Raw genomic sequence first — 22,856 nt, 5'->3', positions numbered from 1 at the left:
TCCCTTTTTCCAGAACCGGTCCATGCCCGCGATCCTCATCATCGACGACAACGCCAGCGTGGGCACCGCGCTGGACGTGCTGTTCTCCCTGCACGACATCGACACGCTGCAGGCACAGAGCCCGGCCGAAGGCCTGGCCCTGCTCGAATCGCAGCCGGTGGACCTGGTGATCCAGGACATGAACTTCAGCGAGGACACCACCTCCGGCGAGGAAGGCGAAGCCCTGTTCGCGCAGATCCGCGCACGCCACCCCGACCTGCCGGTGATCCTGCTGACCGCCTGGACCCATCTGAGCAGCGCGGTGGACCTGGTCAAGGCCGGCGCGGCCGATTACCTGGCCAAGCCCTGGGACGACCGCAAGCTGCTGACCACGGTCAACAACCTGCTGGAACTGTCCGAAGCACGTCGCGAACTGGACCGTCGGCGCGAACGCGAGCAGCGTCAGCGCACCGCGCTGGAACAGAAGTACGACCTCAGTGGTGCCGTCTTCGCCGATCCCGCCAGTGAACGCGTGATCGCCCTGGCCTGCCAGGTCGCACGCTCCGAACTGCCGGTCCTGATCACCGGACCCAATGGCGCCGGCAAGGAGAAGATCGCGCAGATCATCCAGGCCAATTCGCTGGTGGCAAAGGGACCGTTCGTCACGGTCAACTGTGGTGCGCTGCCGTCCGAGCTGATCGAAGCCGAGCTGTTCGGCGCCGAGGCAGGTGCCTACACCGGTGCCAACAAGGCGCGCGAAGGCAAGTTCGAGGCGGCCGATGGAGGCACCCTGTTCCTGGATGAGATCGGCAACCTGTCGCTGGGCGGGCAGATGAAGCTGCTGCGCGTGCTGGAGACCGGTCGCTTCGAGCGCCTGGGCTCCAACCGCGAACGCCAGGTCAAGGTTCGCGTGGTCAGCGCCACCAATGCCGACCTGCCGGCGATGATCCGCGACGGCACGTTCCGCGAGGACCTGTACTACCGCCTCAACACCGTGGAGCTGGTGCTGCCGCCGCTGGCCGAGCGGCCCGGCGACATCCTGCCGCTGGCCGAACGCTTCCTGGCGGGTGGCAAGCCGTTGTCCAGCGCCGCCGCTGCCGCGTTGCAACGGCACCCGTGGCCGGGCAACGTGCGCGAACTGCGCAACGTCATCCAGCGCGCCGAGCTGCTGGCCACCGGCAACCGCATCGAAGTGACCGATCTCAACCTGCCACGCGCTCCGGCTGCGCCACGCCCGGCGCCGAGCGCCGGCAACGATCCGGACCGCACGCGCATCGAGGAGGTACTGGCGCGCAATCATGGGGTCATCGCGCAGGCGGCCGCCGAACTCGGTCTCAGCCGCCAGGCACTGTACCGGCGCATGGACCGCCACGGCATTCCGCGCGAATGAAGCGACGCTCGTTCACCTTCCGCCTGTTCCTGCGCCTGCTGCCGGTGCTGGCGCTGGCTGCCGCGCTGCCCTGGCTGCTGGCCTACTGGCTCGACCACGGCTGGGCGGTGGCCATCGTATCCACGGTGATCCTGCTTGCCCTGATGTGGTGGGCGCTGCGCCGCGCCACCGCACCGGTCCGCTCGCTGATGCGTGCGTTGTCCGGCACCACCAGCAGCTACCGCGATGGCGAGTACAACTTCGGCGTTCACTGGGAAGGCAATGACGAACTGGGTGACCTGGTGAAGGCGCATCGCGAGCTGGGCGACGTGCTGCGCGAGCAGCGCCAGGGTCTGGTGCAACGCGAACTGCTGCTGGACACGATGGTGCAGAACACGCCCGTGGCGATGCTGCTGATCGCATCAGGCGGTGATGGCATCGCCCGTGTGGTGTTCTCCAACCTGGCTGCGCGCAAGCTGCTGCATGGTGGCTGGAAGCTGGAGGGCCAGCGCCTGGAGGAGGTGCTGGAGCAGGTGCCGGTGGAACTGCGCGACGCCATCGCCCGCGGCGGCGACAGCCTGTTCGCGGTGCAGGCCGAAGGCGAGGACGGCGACGAGGATGACGAGCAGGTCTACCACCTGTCGCGGCGCGCGTTCCATCTCAATGGACGGCCCCATGATCTGCTGCTGGTGCGTCTGCTCACCGCCGAGCTGCGCAGGCAGGAAGTCCAGACCTGGAAGAAGGTGATCCGGGTGATCAGCCACGAGCTGAACAATTCGCTGGCACCGATTGCCTCGCTGGCGCATTCCGGAGGGGAACTGGTCAAGCGTGAGCGGTTCGACCGCCTGCCGGAGATCTTCACCACCATCGAAGATCGCGCCCGCCACCTGGAGGGGTTCATCCGCGGATACGCACGCTTCGCCAAGCTGCCACAGCCCCAGCTGCAGACCGTGCACTGGGCCCCGTTCCTGTCCAGCCTGCGCCAGCAGATTCCGTTCGGCATGGAGCAGGAGCCGGACGAGGAGATGAGCAGCCGCATCGATATCGCGCAGTTCGGGCAGGCACTGCTGAACCTGCTGAAGAACGCGCACGAAGCCTGCGCGGAAGCCGATCCGCCCAACGATGACGTGCAGGTGCAGTTGACCCGCCTGCCCCAGTGGCTGCGTCTGGATGTGCTTGATCGCGGCAAAGGCATGAACGAGCAGGTACTGCAGAATGCGTTGATGCCGTTCTATTCGACCAAGCGCAACGGCACCGGGCTGGGACTGGCGCTGACCCGGGAGATCGTGGAGGCGCACGGTGGACGGGTGTCGCTGCAGAACCGCAGTGAGGGTGGGTTGTGTGTTTCGATCCTGCTGCCGGCGGGGTGAGGTGACGCTCCGGGAAGCGGAAGCGGCCGCTCCGCCCGCCGGGCATGACCCGGCGCTGCCCGACATCATTGGCGAAGGCACCCCGGAACGACCTTCAGCCATCCATCGAAGACAGGACACGCCGCATCGCCACCCGTAGATGCATCGGAAACCCCAATGCGGCTTCCTCCGCCATCACGGCCTGCAGCCCGTCACCCCATTCCTCCTGCGCAAGCCCCACGAATCCCTCGCCGGCATAGAACGGCGCATTCCACGGCACGTCTGCCAGCGTCGTCAGCACCGCAGAGCGATAGCCCTGGGTCCTGGCCATTGCCAACGCGTGCCGCAGCAAAGCACGACCATGGCCACGACGCGCATGCGCCGGGTCCACATCCATCTGCAGCACATGGAATTCGCCGCACAGCCCGCCTGCCAGCAGGTAACCGGCGATGCCGCCGCCCTCGGCGTCATCCACCACCCACAGCTGTCCACGCCGGAGGCCGTCCCGCAGCGCCTGCAGATCCAGGCCGTGGCCGGCGAACACCGGATAGGCTTCGTGGCCCTTCAGCAGTTCGCCGGCACGCTGTTCGATCGCCGGCAGCACGCCGAGCTCGTCGGCATGCGGAATCCGTGGCTCAGGATTTCTTGACCGGCCGCTTCCAGCCATCGATGGTTTCCTGCCGTGCGCGTGCCAGCGTCAGCTTGCCGTCCGGCGCGGTGCGCGTGATGACCGAACCGGCGGCGATGGTGGCGCCCTCGCCGATCAGCACCGGCGCCACCAGCGAGCTGTTGGAACCGATGAAGGCATTGTCGCCGATGGTCGTGGTCGACTTGTTCACGCCGTCGTAGTTGCAGGTGATGGTGCCGGCGCCGATGTTCACCTTGCTGCCGATCACCGCATCGCCCAGATAGGTCAGGTGGTTGGCCTTGCTGCCCACGCCGAGGGTCACTTTCTTGGTCTCCACGAAGTTGCCTACGTGGACGCCATCGGCGAGCACGGTGCCCGGGCGCAACCGGGCGAACGGACCGACCGATGCGGCACCTTCGGTGACCACCCCTTCTAGGTCGCAGTGCGCGCGCACTTCGGTGCCCGGCCCGAGCGTCACGTCCTTGAGTCGATTGAACGGGCCGATGGTCACGCCATCTCCCAGCACCACCTTGCCCTCAAGAATGACATCGACATCGATGAGCACATCGCTGCCGACCGTCACGCTGCCGCGGATATCCAGCCGTGACGGGTCCAGCACGCGCGCGCCCTGCGCGCACAGCGCACGTACTGCGCGGCGCTGCCACGCGCGCTCGAGCTGCGCCAGCTGCCAGGGATCGTTCGCCCCTTCTGCTTCCTGCACATCGGCCACCAGAGCCATCTCGGCCGGGGTGAACTCACGGGCTGCAAAGGCAAATACGTCGGTCAGGTAGTACTCGCCCTGCGCGTTGCTGTTGGACAGCTGCGAGAGCCACCGGCGCAGCGCGGTCGATTCGGCGGTGATGATGCCGGTATTGATCGTGCGCACGCGCAGCTGGTCATCGCTGGCGTCCTTCTGTTCGACGATGGCGCCGACCCGTCCCTCGGCGTCGCGCAGCACGCGGCCATAACCGGTCGGGTCATCGACATCGGCCACAAGCACGGCCAGCCGGCCCGGCTGCGCCAGCAGGTCGCGCAGCGTCTGCGCGCGGATCAACGGCACATCGCCGTACAGCACCAGCACCTGCGCGGCGTCGGGCACCTGCGGCATCGCCTGCGCGACCGCGTGGCCGGTCCCCAGCTGCTGTGCCTGCTCGGCCCATTGCAGGTCGGTCTGGTCGGCGAAGTGGCGCCGCACTGCCTCGCCACCATGGCCATACACCACGTGGATCGCAGCGGGGTCGAGCTCGCGGGCGGCAGCGATGACATGCGCGAGCATCGGCTGCCCGGCGATCGGCTGCAGCACCTTCGGCAGCACCGACTTCATGCGCTTGCCGGCACCTGCGGCCAGGATGATCACGTGCAGGGGTTGGGTCATGGGGGGAATCCGTGGTTCGATGACACCGATTCTAGAGCGTGGCCCGTTAACATGGATGCCCCTCCTTCTTCAGCATGCCGATGAGCCTCATCCGCCAGGGAAGCACCTACCTCGTCATCGGGCTCGTGCAGCTGCTGGTCGACTGGGTGGTCTTCGTGGCGGCCACCGCACTGGGGTTGCCGGTTGCACCGGCCAACGTCACGGGCCGGCTGGCGGGGATGCTGCTGGGCTTCTGGCTCAACGGTCGCTACACGTTCGCCGAGCCGGGCACGCACAAGCTGGGCTGGAAGCGCTTTGCGCGCTTCTGCGCGCTGTGGCTGCTGCTGACGGCGGCCAGCACGCTGCTGGTCAGCCTGGTCGACCAGGCTCTGGGCCTGCGCTACGCGTGGCTGGCCAAGCCGCTGGTCGAGGGCGGACTGGCGGCGGTGTCGTTCCTGCTGATGCGCCACGTGGTCTACCGCTGACCGGCGGTGATGGCGCACAAACAAAAACGCCGGCACGAGGCCGGCGTTCCTGTGGGTGTGGCGAGCCTCAGTGCTTGAGGTTCTTGCGCAGGCGCTCCAGCGCCTGCAACTGGACCACGGCCTCGGCCAGCTTCTGCTGGGCTTCGGCCACTTCCATGGCTTCACCACGGTTGGCCAGGATGCGCTCGGCTTCTTCCTTGGCCTTGCGGACCGAGGCTTCGTCGATGTCCTGCGCGCGGATCGCGGTGTCGGCCAGCACGGTCACCACCTGCGGCTGAACCTCCAGGATGCCGCCGGAAATGGCGAAATCCAGCTGCTCGCCGTTCGGCGTGGTCACCACCACCTTGCCCGGCTTCAGGCGGGTGATCAGCGGTGCGTGCTTGGGCGCGATGCCCAGTTCGCCCAGCTCACCGGTGGCCACGACCAGGGTCGCTTCGCCACGGAAGATTTCCTGCTCGGCGCTGACGATGTCGCAACGGATCGTGCTCATGCAAATCTCTTCGCTGTTCGCGGTGGCGCGATGCCACCGTGGAGGTCCACCGGCCCGGGCGGCTGCCCGGCGCCGGCGTCAGGTGGGGCAGGATCGCTCCCGCCCCTCCCGGATCAGGCCTTCTCGGCCATCTTCTTGGCCTTCTCGACCGCTTCTTCGATGCCGCCGACCATGTAGAACGCCTGCTCCGGCAGGTGGTCGTACTCGCCATCGACGATGGCCTTGAAGCCACGGATGGTGTCCTTCAGCGGCACGTACTTGCCCGGCGAACCGGTGAACACTTCGGCCACGTGGAACGGCTGGCTGAAGAAGCGCTCGATCTTGCGGGCGCGCGACACGGCCTGCTTGTCTTCTTCGGACAGTTCGTCCATGCCCAGGATGGCGATGATGTCCTTCAGTTCCTTGTACTTCTGCAGGGTCTGCTGGACGCGCTGGGCGGTGTCGTAGTGCTCGTGGCCGATGACCAGCGGGTCCATCTGGCGGCTGGTGGAGTCCAGCGGATCGACGGCCGGGTAGATACCCAGCGAGGCGATCGAACGCGACAGGGTCACGGTCGAGTCCAGGTGGGCGAAGGTGGTCGCCGGCGACGGGTCGGTCAGGTCGTCCGCGGGAACGTAGACGGCCTGGATCGAGGTGATCGAACCGTTCTTGGTCGAGGTGATGCGCTCCTGCAGGACGCCCATTTCCTCGGCCAGGGTCGGCTGGTAACCCACGGCGGACGGCATACGACCCAGCAGTGCCGACACTTCGGTACCGGCCAGGGTGTAGCGGTAGATGTTGTCGACGAACAGCAGCACGTCCTTGCCCTTGCCGTTCTCGTCCTTCTCGTCGCGGAAGTACTCGGCCATGGTCAGGCCGGTCAGCGCGACGCGCAGGCGGTTGCCCGGCGGCTCGTTCATCTGGCCGTACACCATCGCCACCTTGTCGAGGACGTTGGAGTCCTTCATTTCGTGGTAGAAGTCGTTGCCCTCACGGGTACGCTCACCCACGCCGGCGAACACGGACAGACCGCTGTGCGCCTTGGCGATGTTGTTGATCAGTTCCATCATGTTGACGGTCTTGCCGACGCCGGCGCCGCCGAACAGGCCGACCTTGCCGCCCTTGGCGAACGGGCACATCAGGTCGATGACCTTGATGCCGGTTTCCAGCAGCTCGGTGGCCGGGGACTGGTCTTCGTACGACGGTGCCGCACGGTGGATTTCCCAGTTGTCGCTGGCAGCGACCGGGCCGGCTTCGTCGATCGGACGGCCCAGCACGTCCATGATGCGGCCCAGGGTGCCGGCGCCGACCGGCACCGAGATGCCACGACCGGTGTTGGTGGCGACCAGGTTGCGCTTCAGGCCATCGGTGGAACCGAGGGCGATGGTACGCACCACGCCGTCGCCCAGCTGCTGCTGGACTTCAAGGGTGATTTCGGTGTTGTCGACCTTCAGTGCGTCGTACACCTTCGGCACCGACTCACGCGGGAATTCGACGTCGACGACCGCGCCGATGATCTGAACGATCTTGCCCTGACTCATTGCTGCATCCTCTAAATGTGTGCTTTGAACGAACGCGGTCAGACTGCTGCCGCGCCGCCGACGATTTCGGAGATTTCCTGGGTGATCGCTGCCTGGCGCGCCTTGTTGTAGACGAGCTGCAGCGTACCGATCAGCTTGTTGGCGTTGTCGCTCGCCGCCTTCATCGCGACCATGCGTGCGGCATGTTCGGAGGCGACGTTTTCCAGCAATGCCTGGTACACCAGCGACTCGATGTAACGCGTCATCACGTGCTCGAGCACGGTCGCGGCATCGGGTTCGTACAGGTAATCCCAGTCGTGGTGCGCGACCTGCTTCTCGGCCGCCGGCAGCGGCAGCAGCTGATCGAAGCTGGCCTTCTGCGTCATGGTGTTCACGAAGCGGTTGTAGACCAGGTACACGCGGTCGACCTTGCCTTCAGTGAAGGCGTCGAGCATGACCTTGATCACACCGATCAGCGATTCCAGCTTCGGCACGTCGCCGATGTGGGTCACGCTGCCGACCATGTTGACCTTGACGCGGCGGAAGAAGGTCGATGCCTTCTGGCCGATGGTCACCAGATCCACTTCCGCACCCTTGTCCTGCCATGCCTTGGCTTCGCCCAGCATCTTGCGGAACAGGTTGTTGTTCAGGCCGCCGGCCAGGCCGCGATCGGAGGAGATCACGATGAAACCGACCCGCTTGACCTGCTCGCGCTCGACCAGGAACGGATGCTGGTAATCGGTGCTGGCCTGCGCCAGGTGGCCGATCACCTGCTTCATCGCCTGCGCGTACGGACGCGAGGTCTTCATCCGATCCTGCGCCTTGCGGATCTTGGAGGCCGAGACCATCTCCAGGGCGCGCGTCACCTTGCGGGTGTTCTGCACGCTCTTGATCTTGGTTTTGATTTCGCGTCCGCTTGCCATCTCTTGTTTCCCGTGGCGCGGGGCTGATGCCCCGCGTTGTTCAACGGTGGAACGGGGCCAGGCCCCGTTCCCCATGCGCTGTTACCAGCTGCCGGTGGTCTTGAAGTCGGCGATGCCCTTCTTGAAGGCACCTTCGATATCGTTGTCCCAGCCGCCGGTGGCGTTGACCTTGTTGATCAGCTCGCCCTGGGTGTTGGCGAAGTGGGCGTGCAGGCCCTCTTCGAACGCCAGCAGCTTGTTGACCGGCACGTCGTCGAGGTAACCCTCGTTGACGGCGTAGATCGACAGCGCCTGGTTGGCGATCGACATCGGCGCGTACTGCTTCTGCTTCATCAGCTCGGTGACGCGCTGGCCACGTTCCAGCTGCTTGCGGGTGGCTTCGTCCAGATCCGAAGCAAACTGCGCGAACGCAGCCAGCTCACGGTACTGGGCCAGCGAGATGCGGATGCCGCCCGACAGCTTCTTGATGATCTTGGTCTGCGCCGAACCACCGACGCGCGACACCGAGATACCGGCGTTCACGGCCGGGCGGATGCCGGCGTTGAACAGGTCGGTTTCCAGGAAGATCTGGCCGTCGGTGATCGAGATCACGTTGGTCGGAACGAAGGCGGACACGTCGCCGGCCTGGGTTTCGATGATCGGCAGCGCGGTCAGCGAACCGGTCTTGCCGGTGACCTTGCCCTCGGTGAACTTCTCGACGTACTCCTCGGACACGCGGGCAGCGCGTTCCAGCAGGCGCGAGTGCAGGTAGAACACGTCGCCCGGGTAGGCTTCACGGCCCGGCGGGCGCTTCAGCAGCAGCGAGATCTGGCGGTAGGCAACGGCCTGCTTGGACAGATCGTCGTACACGATCAGCGCGTCTTCGCCGCGGTCCATGAAGTACTCGCCCATGGTGCAGCCCGAGTAGGCGCTGATGTACTGCATCGCAGCCGATTCGGACGCGGTGGCGGCCACGACGATGGTGTGGGCCAGGGCGCCGTTCTCTTCCAGCTTGCGCACGATGTTGGCGATGGTCGATGCCTTCTGGCCGATCGCAACGTACACGCACTTGATGCCGGTGCCCTTCTGGTTGATCACCGCATCGATCGCCATGGCGGTCTTGCCGGTCTGGCGGTCACCGATGATCAGCTCGCGCTGGCCACGGCCGATCGGGATCATCGAGTCGACCGACTTGTAACCGGTCTGCACCGGCTGGTCGACCGACTTGCGCCAGATCACGCCCGGAGCAACACGCTCCACCGGAGCGGTCACGTCGGTGCCCAGCGGGCCCTTGCCGTCGATCGGCTCGCCGAGCGCGTTGACGACGCGGCCCAGCAGTTCCGGACCGACCGGCACTTCCAGGATGCGGCCGGTGGTCTTGGCGACGTCGCCTTCGCGCAGGTGCTCGTAGTCACCCAGGACCACGGCGCCGACCGAGTCGCGCTCCAGGTTCAGGGCCAGGGCGAAGGTGTTGTTCGGCAGTTCGATCATTTCGCCCTGCATCACGTCGGCCAGACCGAAGATGCGCACGATGCCGTCGGACACGCTGGTCACGGTGCCTTCGTTGCGCGATTCCGCGGCCAGCTTGACCTTCTCGATGCGGTTCTTGATCAGTTCGCTGATTTCGGAGGGGTTGAGCGTGGTTGCCATCGTCAAGTCCTAGTGCCGGCAGCGGGGCCGGACGTTAAATGAATTCAGTTAGCGAGCGCGGTCTGCAGGCGGGCCAGCTTGCCCTTCAGCGAACCATCGATGACCACGTCGCCGGCGTCGATCACGGCGCCGCCGATCAGCGAGGCATCGACCGCAGTGGTCACATCGACCTCGCGGTTGAAGCGCTTGCGCAGCGCGACCTTGATCGCGTCCAGCTCGCCGGCCGACAGTTCGGCGGCCGAGGTCACGGTGGCCTTGACCACGTGCTCGGCTTCGGCGCGCAGGGCGTCGAACATGCCGGAGATCTCCGGCAGCAGCGGCAGACGATGCGATTCGGCCAGGATGGCCAGGAAGCGCGAGAAGCTTTCGCCGTGGGTCGCCGGCGCCAGCAGGGCGACAGCGTCGTCACGACCGAGCTCCGGGTTGGCGAGCAGGGCCGCCACGCGCGGGTCGGCGGCGACGTGGGCGGAGAACGCCAGGGCGTCCGACCACGGCGCGAACGCGCCTTCGTCGCGCGCGGTCGCGAACGCGGCGCGGGCGTACGGGCGGGCAAGCGTGAGGGCCTGGCTCATCCTTAGATCTCCGAGGCCAGCTCGTCGAGCAGCGCCTTGTGGGCGTTGGCGTCGATTTCGCGCTTGAGCAGCTTTTCGGCACCGGTCACGGCCAGCGCGGACACCTGCTTGCGCAGATCTTCACGGGCACGGTTGGCGGCGGCGTCGATCTCAGCCTGGGCCAGTTCCTTCTGACGGGTGGCTTCGGTGATCGCTTCGGTACGGGCTGCGTCGACGATCTGGTTGGCGCGCGCGTGGGCCTGGTCGATGATCTCGTTGGCCTTGGTGCGGGCTTCCTTCAGCGCTTCGTTGACCTTCTCCTGCGCCTGGGCCAGATCTTTCTGGCTGCGGTCGGCAGCAGCGAGGCCTTCAGCAATCTTCTGCTGGCGCTCTTCGATCGCGTTCATCAGCGGCGGCCAGATCTTGGTCGCGATGATCCAGATCAGACCAGCGAAGGCGAGCGCCTGCGCAAGAAGGGTGAAATTGATATTCATGGTTAGCTCGATCGCTGGTTTCGGGGTGGACGCGCCGCCGGGGCGGCGCATCCGGCCTTCATCCGAAACCGGGTGCATCAGCACCCGGTCGTCTCAAACCGCTGTATCAGCCGGCCAGAGCCTTGGTGACGGCACCGGCGAAGGCGGCCGACAGCGGGTTGGCGAAGGCCAGCAGCAGGCCGACGGCGACCGAGATGATGAACGCGGCGTCGATCAGGCCGGCGGTGATGAACATGCGGACCTGCAGGACCGGGATCAGTTCCGGCTGGCGGGCGGCCGACTCCAGGAACTTACCAGCCATGATGGCCAGACCCAGACCGGCGCCCAGCGCGGCCAGGCCGATCATGATGCCGACGGCGAGGGCGGTGGAGCTCTGAATCTGCGCGAAGTTGGTCAGGACGGCGAAGTACATGGTTATCTCCAGGAACTTAAGTTGCTAAGGGTGATGAAACGGATGAAGGTTGAAACGCGTTGAAGCTTGAAACTCAGTGAGCGTCTTCCGACAGGCTCAGGTACACGATCGACAGCATCATGAAGATGAAGGCCTGCAGCGGGATCACCAGCAGGTGGAACAGCATCCAGCCGAGGCCGAACGCACCACCGGCAATGGCGCCGAAGAAACCGGCACCACCCAGCACCCAGATCAGCAGGAACACGATTTCGCCGCCGAACATGTTGCCGAACAGTCGCATCGCCAGGGAGATCGGCTTGCTCAGCCACTCGACGATGTTGAGGATCAGGTTGAACGGCATCATCCACTTGCCGAACGGAGCCGTCAGGAACTCCTTGATGAAGCCGCCCAGTCCCTTGGACTTCAGCGCGAAGAACAGCATCAGGAAGAACACGCTGATGGCCATGCCCAGGGTGGCATTGACGTCGGCGGTCGGCACCGGCTTCCAGTAATGGATGCCCGCCAGCTCCAGCGGCTTGGCGATGAAGTCGGCCGGGATCATCTTGATGAGGTTCATCATCAGGATCCAGAAGAAGATCGTGATGGCGATCGGCGTGACCAGCTTGCTCTTGCCGTGGTAGGTGTCCTTGGCCTGGCGGTCGACGAACTCCAGGCAGATCTCCACGAAGGCCTGCCACTTGCCCGGCACGCCAGCCGTGGCCTTGCGGGTGCCCAGCCAGAAGGCGACCACGATCACCAGGCCCATCAGGACCGCGGTGAGGAAGGTATCGACGTGGATATGCCAGAACATCCCGTCGCCGTTGCCGACCGGTGCGGTCAGGTTCTGCAGGTGATGCTGGATGTAGCTGGTAGGGGTTAGAGCCTCGCCCGCCATGTGTCCGGAACCTTAGTTAATTGAATTCTGTCAACGCCTGGCCATCGCCAGGACCTGGAACATCAAGCCGACGGCGATACCGGCCAACAGCGCCAATGCAGGCAGCTTGAAGACCAGGAACCCCACCAGCAGGACGCCGAAAACGACTACCCACTTCGCCACGATCGCAATGATCAGCCGTGCCATTGCCGACCCCGCAGCCAGGGCACCCCCGCCCAGCGCCATCCGTGCCGCGACCCAGCCACCGGCCGAGATCGCCACGCCGGATGCCAGGGCACCGAGCGCGTACTTCGGCCCTACCAGCAGGAAGGCCAGGGCCAGGACAGCCACTGCGGCCAGCGGGTAGACCGCGGCGCGCAGCATCAGTCGCCGACCCGCTTCAACGGAGTTCAGCACAGGACGTCCCGCGTGGTTGCAAGTGGAGGGCTGAGGCGGCTACAGCAGGGGGGCCTCATCGAGCCGCCAAATTATAGCAATGGGACAATTTGCGAGACAACCGCTGCCTGTTCATCCCGGAAGGGCGCAAGTTGCGGTAACGGTTACATTTTTGCGTGCCGCCCAAGGGACAATGACGTCCACATGATGCTGCGGTGCAGCGCATTGAACTTTGGTCGCACGCCTGGGAACTTTCCGCGACCTTGCCGGTCCGACCTTCCGACCTGCCTGCAGCAACCTCGTCGACGCTTCGCCCCGCAGGTCCTCGATGGCCCCGAAGCCCGGCTCCGGGGCCATCCTTTTTCATGGTCGTGACAGCGCTGAACCGTGCACACGCCATCGACCATACGTTCACGCATGGTGGACGAGTGCGTCCTGCACAGTGGGCTTCATTCTGATGAACCACTGCAAGGACTCTTCGATGCGCTCCGTCCCCACCCTGCTCGCCCTCTCCCTGCTTGCCGCCGGCGCATCGTTCGCCAGCGCCGCCCATGCCGCCGAAGGCGATGACCGTTTCGCCCTGCGCCTGGGTGCGATGAACATCGATTCGGACAACACGCTGCGCGGCAACACCACTGTCGCCGGCCAGGACGTCGGTTTCTCGGAAGATTTCAAGCTCGGCGGCAAGGAATGGGAACCGCGGGTAGACGGCATGTTCCGCCTCAGCGACCGCCAGCGCTTCCTGTTCAACTACTTCAAGTACGACAAGGACCGCCGCGAGACGCTGGGCCAGGACATCTCCTTCGGCGGCGTCAACGTGCCGGCTGACAGCTTCGTCAAGGCGGAGCTGAAGTACCAGGTGGCCAGCCTGGTCTACGACTACTCCGTCGTCGACACTGACACCTTCGATCTGGGCCTGCAGCTGGGTGCGGAGTACGCCAAGGTCAGCACCAAGGGCTATGCGGACCTGGGCACCGTGTATGAAGGCCAGTTCCTGGACGAGAAGACCGACGGTGTGGCGCCCGTAGTCGGTGCGCGCCTGAGCTTCACCCCGTCCGAGAAGTGGATGATCACCCTGCAGGGTCAGTACCTCAACACCCGCTGGGGCAGCTTCGACGACTACAAGGGTGACCTGAGCCGGGCCAATGCCATCGTCGATTACCGCCTGACCAAGAACTTCGGCCTGTTCGCCGGCTACGACTGGTTCAAGCTGGATGCGGACAAGAAGGGCAGCGACGGCACCATCGGTCTGAAGCAGGAATTCAAGGGCCCAGTGGCCGGCGTCAGCTTCGTGTTCTGATTCCTGCCCCTTCCATCGCACTCTCTCCTGGCGCGGCCTCCGGAACATCGGGGGCCGCGTTTTTTTGTGCTGCTTTGTCCTGCCGGGGTAAAAGCGGCATGGTCGAGCACTGGAGGGAGAGGGGGCTGCGTGCGAATGTCCCCCGGCGCCGGCCTGCGGCCGTCACCTCCTCCTTTACTTCGCACGCAGCCCCCTCTCCCTCCGCGTGTCAGGCCTCCACGCGTCGTTGAAGTGGCTCTGCGGCTGGACCCTCCGCAAGCCGAGCCGCTGCGTGAGTGGCAGGCGTTTGGACAAAGCGAAGGAGGAGGCGACCGCCGCAGGCGGACGGCGGGGGACATGTGTCGAAAGGCCTGCCGCCTGCGCAGAGGCCCGGAAGCTCGCGATCACATAGGCCGCACTCGCAGGATCGCTGGCGCGCTGGAGGGAGAGGGAGCTGCATGCGAATGTCCCCCGGCGCCAGCCTGCGGCCGTCACCTCCTCCTTTACTTCGCACGCAGCCCCCTCTCCCTCCGCGTGTCAGGCCTCCACGCGTCGTTGAAGTGGCTCTGCTGGAGTGTCCGTACACCGAGCCGCTGCGTGGGTGGCAGGCGTTTGGACACAGTAAAGGAGGAGGCGACCGCCGCAGGCGGACGACGGGGGACATGTGTCCAAATGCCTGCCACCCGCGCAGCGGCCCGGAAGCTCGCGACCACAGTCACCGAAGCCACAGAAGCCACCAACAAAAAACCCGGCTTGAGCCGGGCTTTCCGTTTCACCGGGCATGGCCCGGCGCAAGCGCCTTACTTCTTCTTCGGCATGTACAGATCGGTGATCGTGCCGTCGTAGATTTCCGAAGCCATCGCCACCGATTCACTCAGCGTCGGATGGGCATGGATGGTGTGGCCGATGTCTTCGGCTTCCGCGCCCATCTCGATGGCCAGACCGATCTCGGCCAGCAGGTCACCGGCATGCACACCGACGATCGCGCCACCGATGATGCGGTGGGTCTCTTCATCGAAGATCAGCTTGGTGAAGCCCTCGGTGCGACCGATGCCGATCGCGCGGCCACTGGCCGCCCACGGGAACTTGGCCACGCCGACCTTCAGGCCCTTGGCCTTGGCCTCGGTCTCGGTCACGCCCACCCAGGCGATCTCCGGATTGGTGTAGGCCACCGACGGAATCACGCGGGCCACCCACTCCTTCTTGTGGCCGGCCGCCACTTCAGCCGCCAGCTTGCCCTCGTGCGTGGCCTTGTGGGCCAGCATCGGGTTGCCGACGATGTCACCAATGGCGAAGATGTGCGGCACGTTGGTACGCATCTGCCGGTCAACCGGGATGAAGCCACGCTCGGTGACCTGCACGCCGGCCTTCTCGGCATCGATCTTCTTGCCATTCGGCGAACGACCCACGGCGACCAGCACGCGGTCGAAGGTCCCCTGCGCCAGCGCCGGCGACTGCCCTTCCTCGGCCGCCTCAAAGGTCACGGTGATGCCCTTGGCATCGGCGGTGACGCCCGACGCCTTGGTCTTCAGGTGAACGTCGATGCCCTGCTTCTTCAGGCGGTCGGCCAGCGGCTTGACCAGGTCCTTGTCGGCGCCCGGCATCAGCTGGTCCATGAATTCGACCACGGTAACCTTGCTGCCCAGCGCACCGTACACGGTCGCCATTTCCAGGCCGATGATGCCGCCACCGACAACCAGCAGCGAACCCGGCACTTCGGCCAGCTCCAGCGCGTCGGTGGAATCCATCACACGCTTGTCGTCCCACGGGAAGTTCGGCAGCTTCACCGCCTGCGAACCGGCGGCGATGATGCACTTCTGGAAGCGCAGCAGCTGCGTGCTGCCGTCAGCGGCGGTGATCTCCAGCTCGTTGGCCGACAGGAACCGACCGACACCCTGCACGTTGCGCACCTTGCGCTGCTTGGCCATGCCGGCCAGACCCTTGGTCAGCTGGTTGACGACCTTTTCCTTGTACTGGCGCAGCTTGTCCAGCGTGATCGTCGGCTTGCCGAACTCCACGCCGAAATCGCCGGCATGGGCGACTTCATCGATGACCGCCGCCGCATGCAGCAGTGCCTTGGACGGAATGCAGCCGACGTTGAGGCAGACGCCGCCGAGGCTGGCGTAGCGCTCGACCAGTACCGTATCCAGGCCGACATCGGCTGCGCGGAACGCGGCGGTGTAGCCGCCCGGGCCGGAGCCCAGCACGACCATCTCGCATTCGATGTCGGCCGGCTTGCCGCTGGCCAGTGCCGGCTTCGGTGCGGCCGGTTCGGCCGGGGCACGATGCGACGGGGTCACCGGCGGCTTGCTGGCCGGGGCGGCGGCCGCCGGCGCAGGTGCGGCTGCCTTGGCCGGGGCCTCGGCGGCTCCTTCGGTGTCCAGCAGGACCACCACGGCCCCCTCGGACAGCGTATCGCCGAGCTTGACCTTCAGTTCCTTGACCACACCGGCGGCCGAGGACGGCACTTCCAGCGTGGCCTTGTCCGACTCCAGGGTCACCAGGCCCTGGTCCTTCTTCACCGTGTCGCCGACGGCGACCAACACTTCGATCACCGGCACATCGCTGTAATCGCCGATGTCGGGAACCTTGACTTCAATCGTGGCCATGGTGGTTTTCCTCATGCCCGGCCGGGGTGGCCGGCGGGCTGTCACTGCGTTTCGTCAGGCGGCCGCGCCAAGGGCGACGGCCACACGGTGGGGGCGAAGCGGGTGCCTTACAGCAGCACGCGACGCATGTCGGCCAGTACCTGCGACAGGTACGTGGTGAAGCGTGCGGCCAGGGCGCCATCGATGACGCGGTGGTCGTAGCTCAGCGACAGCGGCAGCAGCAGCTTCGGTGCGAATTCCTTGCCATTCCAGACCGGCTGGATGGAGGACTTGGACACGCCCAGGATGGCCACTTCCGGGGCATTGACGATCGGGGTGAACGCGGTGCCACCGATCCCGCCCAGCGAGCTGATCGAGAAGCAGCCGCCACTCATGTCGGCCGGGCCCAGCTTGCCGTCGCGCGCCTTCTTGGCCAGCTCGCCGGTTTCCTGCGCGATCTGCACCACGCCCTTCTTGTCGACGTCGCGGATCACCGGCACGACCAGGCCGTTCGGCGTATCGGCGGCGAACCCGATGTTGAAGTACTTCTTCAGGGTCAGGTTCTCGCCGCTGGCGTCCAGCGAGGCGTTGAACTCCGGGAACTTCTTCAGCGCTGCGGCGCTGGCCTTGATCAGGAAGGCGAGCATGGTCAGCTTGATGCCGGCCTTCTCGTTCTCCTTGTTCAGTGCCACGCGCAGTGCTTCCAGATCGGTGATGTCGGCCTGGTCGAACTGGGTGACGTGCGGAATCATCGCCCAGTTGCGGGCCAGGTTCGCGCCGGAGATCTTCTTGATGCGCGACAGCGGCTGCACTTCGGTCTCGCCGAACTTGCTGAAATCGACCTTCGGCCACGGCAGCAGGTTCAGCCCACCGCCTGCGGCGGCAGCGGTGCCGCCCGCGGCCGGAACGCCACCACTGAGCGCGGCCTTGACGAATTTCTGCACGTCACCCTTGGTGATGCGCCCGCCCTTCTCGGTACCGCTGATCTGCAGCAGGTCCACGCCCAGCTCGCGGGCGAACACGCGCACCGCCGGGGTGGCATACGGCACCTTGGCCGGCAGCACGCCATCGGCGTTGAACTGTACGGGCGGGCTGGACGGAGCGCCGGCCGACGCGATCTCACGAGCCGCCAGCTTGTCCGGCTGAGCGGGCACAGCGACCGGCTCGACCTTGGTGGCGGTCTCGGCAGCGGCCGGGGCCGCCGCAGCCGCTTCGCGGGTCGGCGCCGGCGCAGCAGCACCCTCGGCTTCGATGATGGCCACCACATTGCCCTGCGACAGGGTGTCCCCCACCTTGACCTTCAGTTCCTTGACCACACCGGCCACCGAGGACGGCACTTCCATGGTCGCCTTGTCGCTTTCCAGCGTGACCAGGCCCTGATCCTTCTTGACGGTGTCGCCCACGGCGACCAGCACTTCGATGACCGGGATGTCGGTGTAATCGCCGATGTCCGGCACCCGGGCTTCAACCGCACCGCCACCGGCAGCCGGGGCGGCCGGCGCGGCAGCCGCCGGGGCCGGGGCGCTCTGGGTGGCAGCCGCCGGGGCAGCGGCCTTGGCCGGGGCCGGGGCCGGAGCGGCCGGCGCTGCGGCCTCGTCTGCCGCCACTTCGATCAGCGCCACGACCTTGCCCTCGGACAGGGTGTCACCCACCTTGACCTTGATCTCCTTGACCACACCGGCCACCGAAGACGGCACTTCCATGGTCGCCTTGTCGCTTTCCAGCGTCACCAGGCCCTGGTCCTTCCTGACCGTATCGCCAACGGCGACAAGCACCTCGATTACCGGGATATCGCTGTAGTCACCGATATCGGGGACAAGTGCTTCCTTGATTTCGGCCATGGGGATAACTCCGGCAATCTGGTGTAGGGAAACGTCTATTGTGCGGCCAGCGGGGGCCAGCGCCAACCGTTACAGGTGTTTTCAGTACGCACGCAGCCGGGACACGCTGTTGCCCATGGGGCGCAGGCACCTCCAGTGGGTAGCGTATTGTCCGCACGATGTCCGCTTCATGTCGCCAGTGCATCGGCCACCGGCTGCCAGGCCTGACGCAGGCGCTGCAGCGACCAGGCCGCATTGGCCGGGCTGGTCGAGGGCAGCGCCAGCACACGCGGTGGCTCCCCCAGGACAGGCAGCACCCAGCGCTGGAATGCCTGCATCGACGCAGCACCATTGCAGCCGATCAGCTGCAGCTCAGGCAGCAGGGCGATCAGTTCCGGCAGCGCGTTGGCCACTTCCGTGCCACGCACGATGTCCGCATCCAGGCTGCCCCGGCGCTCGCATCGGCCGATCACATCCCACACCCCGACACCGGCGGCGTTCAGGGCGCGCATGCGTTGCGGATAGGGCAAACCAGCGTCAAAGCCGCAGATATCGGACATGAGCGGCCAGAAACGATTGCGTGGATGCGCGTAGTACTGGCCAGCGTGCAGCGACGCAGCACCCGGCATCGAACCAAGCAGCAACACGCGCGATCGCGCGTTCACCTGCGCGGGCAGGCCGGTGCAGAGCGTTGGCGCGCTCACGGTTTGTGCAACTGCATGAACATTCCTCCAGAGCAAAAACCCCATGAAAACAGGCTTTTCGAACTCATCGCTGAACAGAGCGAACTATTTTTTAACGCGCGTCGGATTCGATTCATGTTGAGGCGACTACGGTGTGCTCGCCCCGCAACCGGGGGCCCAAAAACAAGAAACATTAGGAGATACCCCCATGCGCTCCATCCGTATCCTGAGTCTCGCCCTGCTGACCTCCGCCGCCTTCGCGCCGGCCGCTTTCGCCCAGGACAGCAGCACCACCGACACCGCCTCGGGCAAGCATTTTGCCGTGGTTGGCGGCGTCACGCTGCTGCAGCCGAAGAATGATCCGATCACCGGCGTCAAGAAGCTCGATGGCGGCCCGGCGCCGACCGTCAGCTTCAGCTACTACGTCAACGACAACTGGGCCGTTGAGCTGTGGGGCGCTGCCGACAAGTTCGATCACCGCGTCAAGGGTCCGGGCAACACCCGCCTGGGCAGCGTCGAGCAGCAGCCGGTCGCGCTGAGCGGCCAGTACCACTTCGGCCAGGCCGACAACGTGTTCCGTCCGTTCGTGGGCGTGGGCTACTTCCAGTCGGCCTTCAGCAACGAATCGCTGGCTGACGGCAGCAGCTCCGACATCCGCCTGAAGGATGCCAAGGGCGTGATCGGCACCGTCGGCGTCGACATGAACATCAACTCCACCTGGTTCGCCCGTGCTGATGCCCGCTACATGCGCGCCCGCCCGGACGTGAAGGTGGGTGGCGAGAAGATCGGCGAAGCCAAGCTGGATCCGTGGACTGTCGGCGTGGGTATCGGCGCCCGCTTCTAAGCATCGCCTGCTTCACTGTCTGTACGCGACGGGCCCTTCGGGGCCCGTCGTCGTTTTCGTCACCCGCGCTCTGTGTAGAGTCGGGTCGTGCTCGACTGCTTTTTTCCGGACGTCGAGCAGGGCTTGACTCTGCAAAGGACGGAAGGCCGGTGATCGGGATGGACAATGTCGACCTGCTGGTGATCGGAGGTGGCATCAACGGCGCCGGCATCGCACGCGACGCCGCAGGCCGCGGCCTGCGCGTGCTGCTCTGCGAGCAGCACGATCTTGCGTCACATACCTCCAGCGCCAGCAGCAAGCTGGTCCATGGCGGGCTGCGCTACCTGGAACAGGGCGAGTTCGGCCTGGTGCGCAAGGCGCTGGGCGAACGCGATGTACTCCGCAGGCAGGCGCCCTGCCTGGTCCGGCCGCTGCGCTTCGTGCTGCCCTGGGAACCCCACCTGCGGCCACGCTGGATGCTGCGGCTCGGCCTGTGGCTGTATGACCACCTCGGCCATCGCGGCGCAGCGTTTCCGGCTTCGCGCGCACTGCACCTGCCACACGACCCGTTGGGCACGTGGCTGTCGCCATCGTTGCACCAGGCCTTCAGCTATGCCGACGCGCAGGTGGACGATGCACGCCTGGTATTGCTCAACGCGCTGGATGCCGCGCAACGCGGCGCGCGTGTACAGGTTCGCACCCGCTGCGTCGAACTGCGCGGCGAGCAGGGCCACTGGCGGGCGGTACTGGTCGATGCAGCGGGACAGCAGCAGACGGTGCATGCACATGCCGTGGCCAACGCGGCCGGTCCCTGGGCCGGAGGCCTGCTGCAACGCATGCAGGCGCGCAGCGGCACACCGGCCCTGCGCCTGGTGCAGGGCAGCCACATCGTGCTGCGCCGGCCCTGGCCCGATGACAGCGCCTGCCTGCTGCAGCAGCCCGACGGACGGGTCGTATTCCTGCTGCCCTTCACCCACGACCACCTGCTGGTGGGTACCACCGACACCGACTATCAAGGCGATCCGGCGCGCTGCCACGTGCTGCCTTCGGAAGTGGCGTACCTGTGCGAGGCGGCCAACCGCTATCTGCGCCAGCCGATCACGGCGACGGAGGTGGTCTGGCAGTTTGCCGGCGTGCGCCCGCTGCTGGCCGACCCGGATCCGCGCGCGGCACGACTCAGCCGCGACTATCGCCTGCAGTTGCAGGTGCAGGGCGCGCCCGCCGTGCACGTGCTGGGGGGGAAGCTGACCACCTACCGCGTTCTGGCCGAAGAAGCGCTGGATCTGCTGCGGCCCCACCTGCCGCAGATGGGGCCGGCATGGACGGCAGCCGGGACGCCGCTGCCGGGCAGCGACTGGGGCGATGCCGTGCAGGCACGCTCTCACCTGCGGAGACTCGCACCGTGGTTGCCTGAGGACACTACGCGGCGCTGGGCCGAGGCCTATGGCAGCCGCAGCACCGAGCTGCTGCACGGGGTGCAGGGCATGGACGATCTCGGCGAACACTTCGGCGGTGGGCTGCACGCCCATGAGGTCGTGTTCCTGCGCGATCACGAATGGGCGCATACCGCCGAGGACATACTGTGGCGGCGGAGCAAGCTGGGACTGCGGCTGGACACCGCACAGGTGGCACGCCTGCAGGACTGGTTGGAGGAACAGCAGCACCAGGCCATGCCCGGCCGATCGCGGTGACACCCTGCATGGCCCGTCGCTGCCGATGCAGTAGGATTTCCCCATCGCTACCGGAGACGCCGCATGACGCCCCGCTACGTGCTGGCCATCGATCAGGGCACCACCAGTTCGCGCGCGATCCTGTTCGATCACGCCGGCGACATCGTCGGCAGCGCGCAACGTGAGTTCGCCCAGATTTTCCCGCAGCCCGGTTGGGTGGAACATGACCCGCGCGAGATCCTCACCAGCGTCTACGCCACGCTGACCGAGCTGCTCAGCCGCGAACAGATCGACCCGCGCCACATCGCCGCACTGGGCATCACCAACCAGCGCGAGACCACCGTGGTCTGGGAACGCGCCACGGGCCAGCCGATCCACAACGCCATCGTCTGGCAGTCCCGGCAAAGCCAGGCCATCTGCGAGCGGTTGCGCTCGCAGGGGCACGAAGCGCTGATCCGTGAACGCACCGGCCTGCTGATCGATGCCTACTTCTCGGCCACCAAGGTGCGCTGGATCCTCGATCACGTGGAAGGCGCACAACAGCGCGCGGAGCGTGGCGAACTGCTGTTCGGCACCATCGACAGCTGGCTGGTCTGGAATCTCAGTGGCGGCCAGGCACACGTGACGGACTACAGCAACGCCGCACGCACGCTGCTGTTCAACATCCACACCCTGGACTGGGACGACGAGCTGCTCGCGCTGCTGGACATTCCGCGCGCCATGCTGCCGCAGGTGCGTGACTCCAGCGCGGTGTACGCGCACACCCGGCCGCAGTTCTTCTTCGACCACCCGATTCCGATCGCCGGCATCGCTGGCGACCAGCAGGCCGCGCTGTTCGGCCAGGCCTGCTTCCAGCCGGGCATGGTGAAGAACACCTACGGCACCGGCTGCTTCATGCTGATGCACACCGGAACGCAGGCCGTGCGTTCGCACAATGGCCTGCTGACCACCATCGCCTGGGGCCTGGACGGGCGCGTGGAGTACGCACTGGAGGGGTCGATCTTCATCGCCGGCTCGGTGGTGCAGTGGCTGCGCGACGGCCTGCGCATGATCGATCGGGCCAGCGACAGCCAGGCGCTGGCCGCGAAGGTCGGCGACAGCGCTGGCGTCTATCTGGTGCCGGCGTTCGTGGGCCTGGGTGCGCCTTACTGGCGCAGCGACGTGCGTGGAGCGATGTTCGGCCTGACCCGGGGCACCAGCAGGTCGCACTTCGTGCGTGCAGCATTGGAAGCAATGGCTTACCAGACCCGCGATGTACTCGATGCCATGCAGTCCGATGCAGGTATCGGCCTGAGCGAGCTGCGTGCCGACGGCGGCGCGATCGGCAACGACTTCCTTGCCAGCTTCCAGGCCGACATTCTGGGCGTTCCGCTGCTGCGGCCACGGCTGACCGAGACCACGGCGCTGGGCGCGGCCTACCTGGCCGGGCTGGCGGTGGGATTCTGGGAAAGCCGCGAACAGATCGCCGCGCAATGGGGACTGGACCGCCGTTTCGAGCCGCAGATGCCGGCATCACGGCGCGAGACGCTGTATGCCGGGTGGCAGCAGGCGGTCGCCGCCACCCTGGCCTTCCACGTCGATT

21 protein-coding genes are annotated in these 22,856 nt (G+C 66.1%); 7 read left to right on the top strand and 14 right to left on the bottom strand.

Annotation, left to right across the window (positions count from 1 at the left end):
• The first annotated feature begins 22 nt into the window (after nucleotides 1-22).
• Both AC06FB_RS16990 and AC06FB_RS16985 read left to right on the top strand, forming a co-directional pair.
• A complete protein-coding gene (locus tag AC06FB_RS16990; protein WP_074899853.1) occupies nucleotides 23-1,369 on the top strand; it encodes a sigma-54-dependent transcriptional regulator in 1,347 nt (448 codons plus the stop codon).
• Nucleotides 1,366-2,718 carry a sensor histidine kinase gene (locus AC06FB_RS16985; RefSeq protein WP_053518729.1) on the top strand — a complete coding sequence of 451 codons (1,353 nt, stop codon included), beginning with the start codon at nucleotides 1,366-1,368 and terminating at the stop codon, nucleotides 2,716-2,718. The genes AC06FB_RS16990 and AC06FB_RS16985 overlap by 4 nt, the downstream gene beginning before the upstream one ends.
• Nucleotides 2,719-2,812: 94 nt before the next feature.
• Here the strand turns inward: AC06FB_RS16985 and AC06FB_RS16980 are convergent, their stop codons facing one another.
• Both AC06FB_RS16980 and glmU read right to left on the bottom strand, forming a co-directional pair.
• A complete protein-coding gene (locus AC06FB_RS16980) occupies nucleotides 2,813-3,364 on the bottom strand; it encodes a GNAT family N-acetyltransferase (RefSeq protein WP_197600912.1) in 552 nt (183 codons plus the stop codon).
• Complete coding sequence (glmU, locus tag AC06FB_RS16975) at nucleotides 3,333-4,700, bottom strand: bifunctional UDP-N-acetylglucosamine diphosphorylase/glucosamine-1-phosphate N-acetyltransferase GlmU (RefSeq protein WP_065175197.1); 1,368 nt, start codon at nucleotides 4,698-4,700, stop codon at nucleotides 3,333-3,335. Before glmU ends, AC06FB_RS16980 begins: the two co-directional genes overlap by 32 nt.
• 80 nt (nucleotides 4,701-4,780) lie before the next feature.
• On the opposite strand from glmU, the gene AC06FB_RS16970 reads away from it, so the two are divergent.
• Complete coding sequence (locus tag AC06FB_RS16970; protein ID WP_053518733.1) at nucleotides 4,781-5,164, top strand: GtrA family protein; 384 nt, start codon at nucleotides 4,781-4,783, stop codon at nucleotides 5,162-5,164.
• A gap of 67 nt (nucleotides 5,165-5,231) precedes the next feature.
• Here AC06FB_RS16970 and AC06FB_RS16965 read toward each other — a convergent pair whose 3' ends face one another.
• From AC06FB_RS16965 to AC06FB_RS16925, 9 genes are all read right to left on the bottom strand, one after another.
• Nucleotides 5,232-5,654, bottom strand: a complete 423-nt coding sequence (locus AC06FB_RS16965; RefSeq protein WP_005419509.1) for a F0F1 ATP synthase subunit epsilon — start codon at nucleotides 5,652-5,654, stop codon at nucleotides 5,232-5,234.
• Nucleotides 5,655-5,767: 113 nt separating this feature from the next.
• Nucleotides 5,768-7,174 (bottom strand): F0F1 ATP synthase subunit beta, encoded by a 1,407-nt coding sequence (gene atpD / locus AC06FB_RS16960; RefSeq protein WP_049429233.1) that lies wholly within the window; start codon nucleotides 7,172-7,174, stop codon nucleotides 5,768-5,770.
• A gap of 38 nt (nucleotides 7,175-7,212) precedes the next feature.
• Nucleotides 7,213-8,076 (bottom strand): F0F1 ATP synthase subunit gamma, encoded by an 864-nt coding sequence (gene atpG / locus AC06FB_RS16955; protein WP_053518734.1) that lies wholly within the window; start codon nucleotides 8,074-8,076, stop codon nucleotides 7,213-7,215.
• Nucleotides 8,077-8,157: 81 nt separating this feature from the next.
• A complete protein-coding gene (gene atpA / locus AC06FB_RS16950; protein ID WP_053518735.1) occupies nucleotides 8,158-9,705 on the bottom strand; it encodes a F0F1 ATP synthase subunit alpha in 1,548 nt (515 codons plus the stop codon).
• A gap of 44 nt (nucleotides 9,706-9,749) precedes the next feature.
• A complete protein-coding gene (locus AC06FB_RS16945; protein WP_053518737.1) occupies nucleotides 9,750-10,277 on the bottom strand; it encodes a F0F1 ATP synthase subunit delta in 528 nt (175 codons plus the stop codon).
• 2 nt (nucleotides 10,278-10,279) lie between these two features.
• Nucleotides 10,280-10,750 carry a F0F1 ATP synthase subunit B gene (locus AC06FB_RS16940; RefSeq protein ID WP_053518738.1) on the bottom strand — a complete coding sequence of 157 codons (471 nt, stop codon included), beginning with the start codon at nucleotides 10,748-10,750 and terminating at the stop codon, nucleotides 10,280-10,282.
• 106 nt (nucleotides 10,751-10,856) lie between these two features.
• Nucleotides 10,857-11,162 carry a F0F1 ATP synthase subunit C gene (gene atpE, locus AC06FB_RS16935; protein ID WP_005411133.1) on the bottom strand — a complete coding sequence of 102 codons (306 nt, stop codon included), beginning with the start codon at nucleotides 11,160-11,162 and terminating at the stop codon, nucleotides 10,857-10,859.
• A gap of 73 nt (nucleotides 11,163-11,235) precedes the next feature.
• Nucleotides 11,236-12,036 carry a F0F1 ATP synthase subunit A gene (gene atpB / locus AC06FB_RS16930; RefSeq protein WP_053518739.1) on the bottom strand — a complete coding sequence of 267 codons (801 nt, stop codon included), beginning with the start codon at nucleotides 12,034-12,036 and terminating at the stop codon, nucleotides 11,236-11,238.
• Between the two features lie 30 nt (nucleotides 12,037-12,066).
• Complete coding sequence (locus AC06FB_RS16925; protein ID WP_180876808.1) at nucleotides 12,067-12,432, bottom strand: hypothetical protein; 366 nt, start codon at nucleotides 12,430-12,432, stop codon at nucleotides 12,067-12,069.
• A 460-nt stretch (nucleotides 12,433-12,892) separates the two neighbouring features.
• Here AC06FB_RS16925 and AC06FB_RS16920 point away from each other — a divergent pair, with 460 nt between their 5' ends.
• A complete protein-coding gene (locus AC06FB_RS16920; protein ID WP_053518741.1) occupies nucleotides 12,893-13,711 on the top strand; it encodes a hypothetical protein in 819 nt (272 codons plus the stop codon).
• A 779-nt stretch (nucleotides 13,712-14,490) separates the two neighbouring features.
• Here the strand turns inward: AC06FB_RS16920 and lpdA are convergent.
• The 3 genes from lpdA to AC06FB_RS16905 all read right to left on the bottom strand — a co-directional run bounded on the left by lpdA (nucleotide 14,491) and on the right by AC06FB_RS16905 (nucleotide 18,802).
• Nucleotides 14,491-16,299, bottom strand: coding sequence for a dihydrolipoyl dehydrogenase (lpdA, locus tag AC06FB_RS16915; protein WP_065175199.1), 1,809 nt, complete (start codon nucleotides 16,297-16,299; stop codon nucleotides 14,491-14,493).
• A gap of 107 nt (nucleotides 16,300-16,406) precedes the next feature.
• Nucleotides 16,407-18,119, bottom strand: coding sequence for a dihydrolipoyllysine-residue acetyltransferase (gene aceF, locus AC06FB_RS16910; RefSeq protein WP_193396447.1), 1,713 nt, complete (start codon nucleotides 18,117-18,119; stop codon nucleotides 16,407-16,409).
• A gap of 167 nt (nucleotides 18,120-18,286) precedes the next feature.
• A complete protein-coding gene (locus tag AC06FB_RS16905) occupies nucleotides 18,287-18,802 on the bottom strand; it encodes a DNA-deoxyinosine glycosylase (RefSeq protein ID WP_253120377.1) in 516 nt (171 codons plus the stop codon).
• A 187-nt stretch (nucleotides 18,803-18,989) separates the two neighbouring features.
• Between AC06FB_RS16905 and AC06FB_RS16900 the strand changes: the two genes are divergently transcribed.
• From AC06FB_RS16900 to glpK, 3 genes are all read left to right on the top strand, one after another.
• Nucleotides 18,990-19,625 (top strand): OmpW/AlkL family protein, encoded by a 636-nt coding sequence (locus AC06FB_RS16900; RefSeq protein ID WP_053520322.1) that lies wholly within the window; start codon nucleotides 18,990-18,992, stop codon nucleotides 19,623-19,625.
• A 158-nt stretch (nucleotides 19,626-19,783) separates the two neighbouring features.
• Nucleotides 19,784-21,295: a glycerol-3-phosphate dehydrogenase gene (gene glpD / locus AC06FB_RS16895; protein ID WP_478053918.1), complete on the top strand. Its 1,512-nt coding sequence runs from the start codon at nucleotides 19,784-19,786 to the stop codon at nucleotides 21,293-21,295.
• A 63-nt stretch (nucleotides 21,296-21,358) separates the two neighbouring features.
• On the top strand, nucleotides 21,359-22,856 hold a 1,498-nt coding region (gene glpK, locus AC06FB_RS16890; protein WP_277381102.1), incomplete at its 3' end, for a glycerol kinase GlpK.

This window comes from Stenotrophomonas sp. Steno-C15, assembly GCF_056393265.1.
This window is presented reverse-complemented; position numbering and strand designations above follow the sequence as displayed.

What these genes read in the sequence shown, in the direction of transcription:
- AC06FB_RS16990 (WP_074899853.1), top strand. Translation starts at nt 23, where the DNA reads ATGCCCGCGATCCTCATCATCGACGACAACGCCAGCGTGGGCACCGCG.
- AC06FB_RS16985 (WP_053518729.1), top strand. Translation starts at nt 1,366, where the DNA reads ATGAAGCGACGCTCGTTCACCTTCCGCCTGTTCCTGCGCCTGCTGCCG.
- AC06FB_RS16980 (WP_197600912.1), bottom strand. Translation starts at nt 3,364, where the DNA reads ATGGCTGGAAGCGGCCGGTCAAGAAATCCTGAGCCACGGATTCCGCAT.
- glmU (WP_065175197.1), bottom strand. Translation starts at nt 4,700, where the DNA reads ATGACCCAACCCCTGCACGTGATCATCCTGGCCGCAGGTGCCGGCAAG.
- AC06FB_RS16970 (WP_053518733.1), top strand. Translation starts at nt 4,781, where the DNA reads ATGAGCCTCATCCGCCAGGGAAGCACCTACCTCGTCATCGGGCTCGTG.
- AC06FB_RS16965 (WP_005419509.1), bottom strand. Translation starts at nt 5,654, where the DNA reads ATGAGCACGATCCGTTGCGACATCGTCAGCGCCGAGCAGGAAATCTTC.
- atpD (WP_049429233.1), bottom strand. Translation starts at nt 7,174, where the DNA reads ATGAGTCAGGGCAAGATCGTTCAGATCATCGGCGCGGTCGTCGACGTC.
- atpG (WP_053518734.1), bottom strand. Translation starts at nt 8,076, where the DNA reads ATGGCAAGCGGACGCGAAATCAAAACCAAGATCAAGAGCGTGCAGAAC.
- atpA (WP_053518735.1), bottom strand. Translation starts at nt 9,705, where the DNA reads ATGGCAACCACGCTCAACCCCTCCGAAATCAGCGAACTGATCAAGAAC.
- AC06FB_RS16945 (WP_053518737.1), bottom strand. Translation starts at nt 10,277, where the DNA reads ATGAGCCAGGCCCTCACGCTTGCCCGCCCGTACGCCCGCGCCGCGTTC.
- AC06FB_RS16940 (WP_053518738.1), bottom strand. Translation starts at nt 10,750, where the DNA reads ATGAATATCAATTTCACCCTTCTTGCGCAGGCGCTCGCCTTCGCTGGT.
- atpE (WP_005411133.1), bottom strand. Translation starts at nt 11,162, where the DNA reads ATGTACTTCGCCGTCCTGACCAACTTCGCGCAGATTCAGAGCTCCACC.
- atpB (WP_053518739.1), bottom strand. Translation starts at nt 12,036, where the DNA reads ATGGCGGGCGAGGCTCTAACCCCTACCAGCTACATCCAGCATCACCTG.
- AC06FB_RS16920 (WP_053518741.1), top strand. Translation starts at nt 12,893, where the DNA reads ATGCGCTCCGTCCCCACCCTGCTCGCCCTCTCCCTGCTTGCCGCCGGC.
- lpdA (WP_065175199.1), bottom strand. Translation starts at nt 16,299, where the DNA reads ATGGCCACGATTGAAGTCAAGGTTCCCGACATCGGCGATTACAGCGAT.
- aceF (WP_193396447.1), bottom strand. Translation starts at nt 18,119, where the DNA reads ATGGCCGAAATCAAGGAAGCACTTGTCCCCGATATCGGTGACTACAGC.
- AC06FB_RS16900 (WP_053520322.1), top strand. Translation starts at nt 18,990, where the DNA reads ATGCGCTCCATCCGTATCCTGAGTCTCGCCCTGCTGACCTCCGCCGCC.
- glpD (WP_478053918.1), top strand. Translation starts at nt 19,784, where the DNA reads ATGGACAATGTCGACCTGCTGGTGATCGGAGGTGGCATCAACGGCGCC.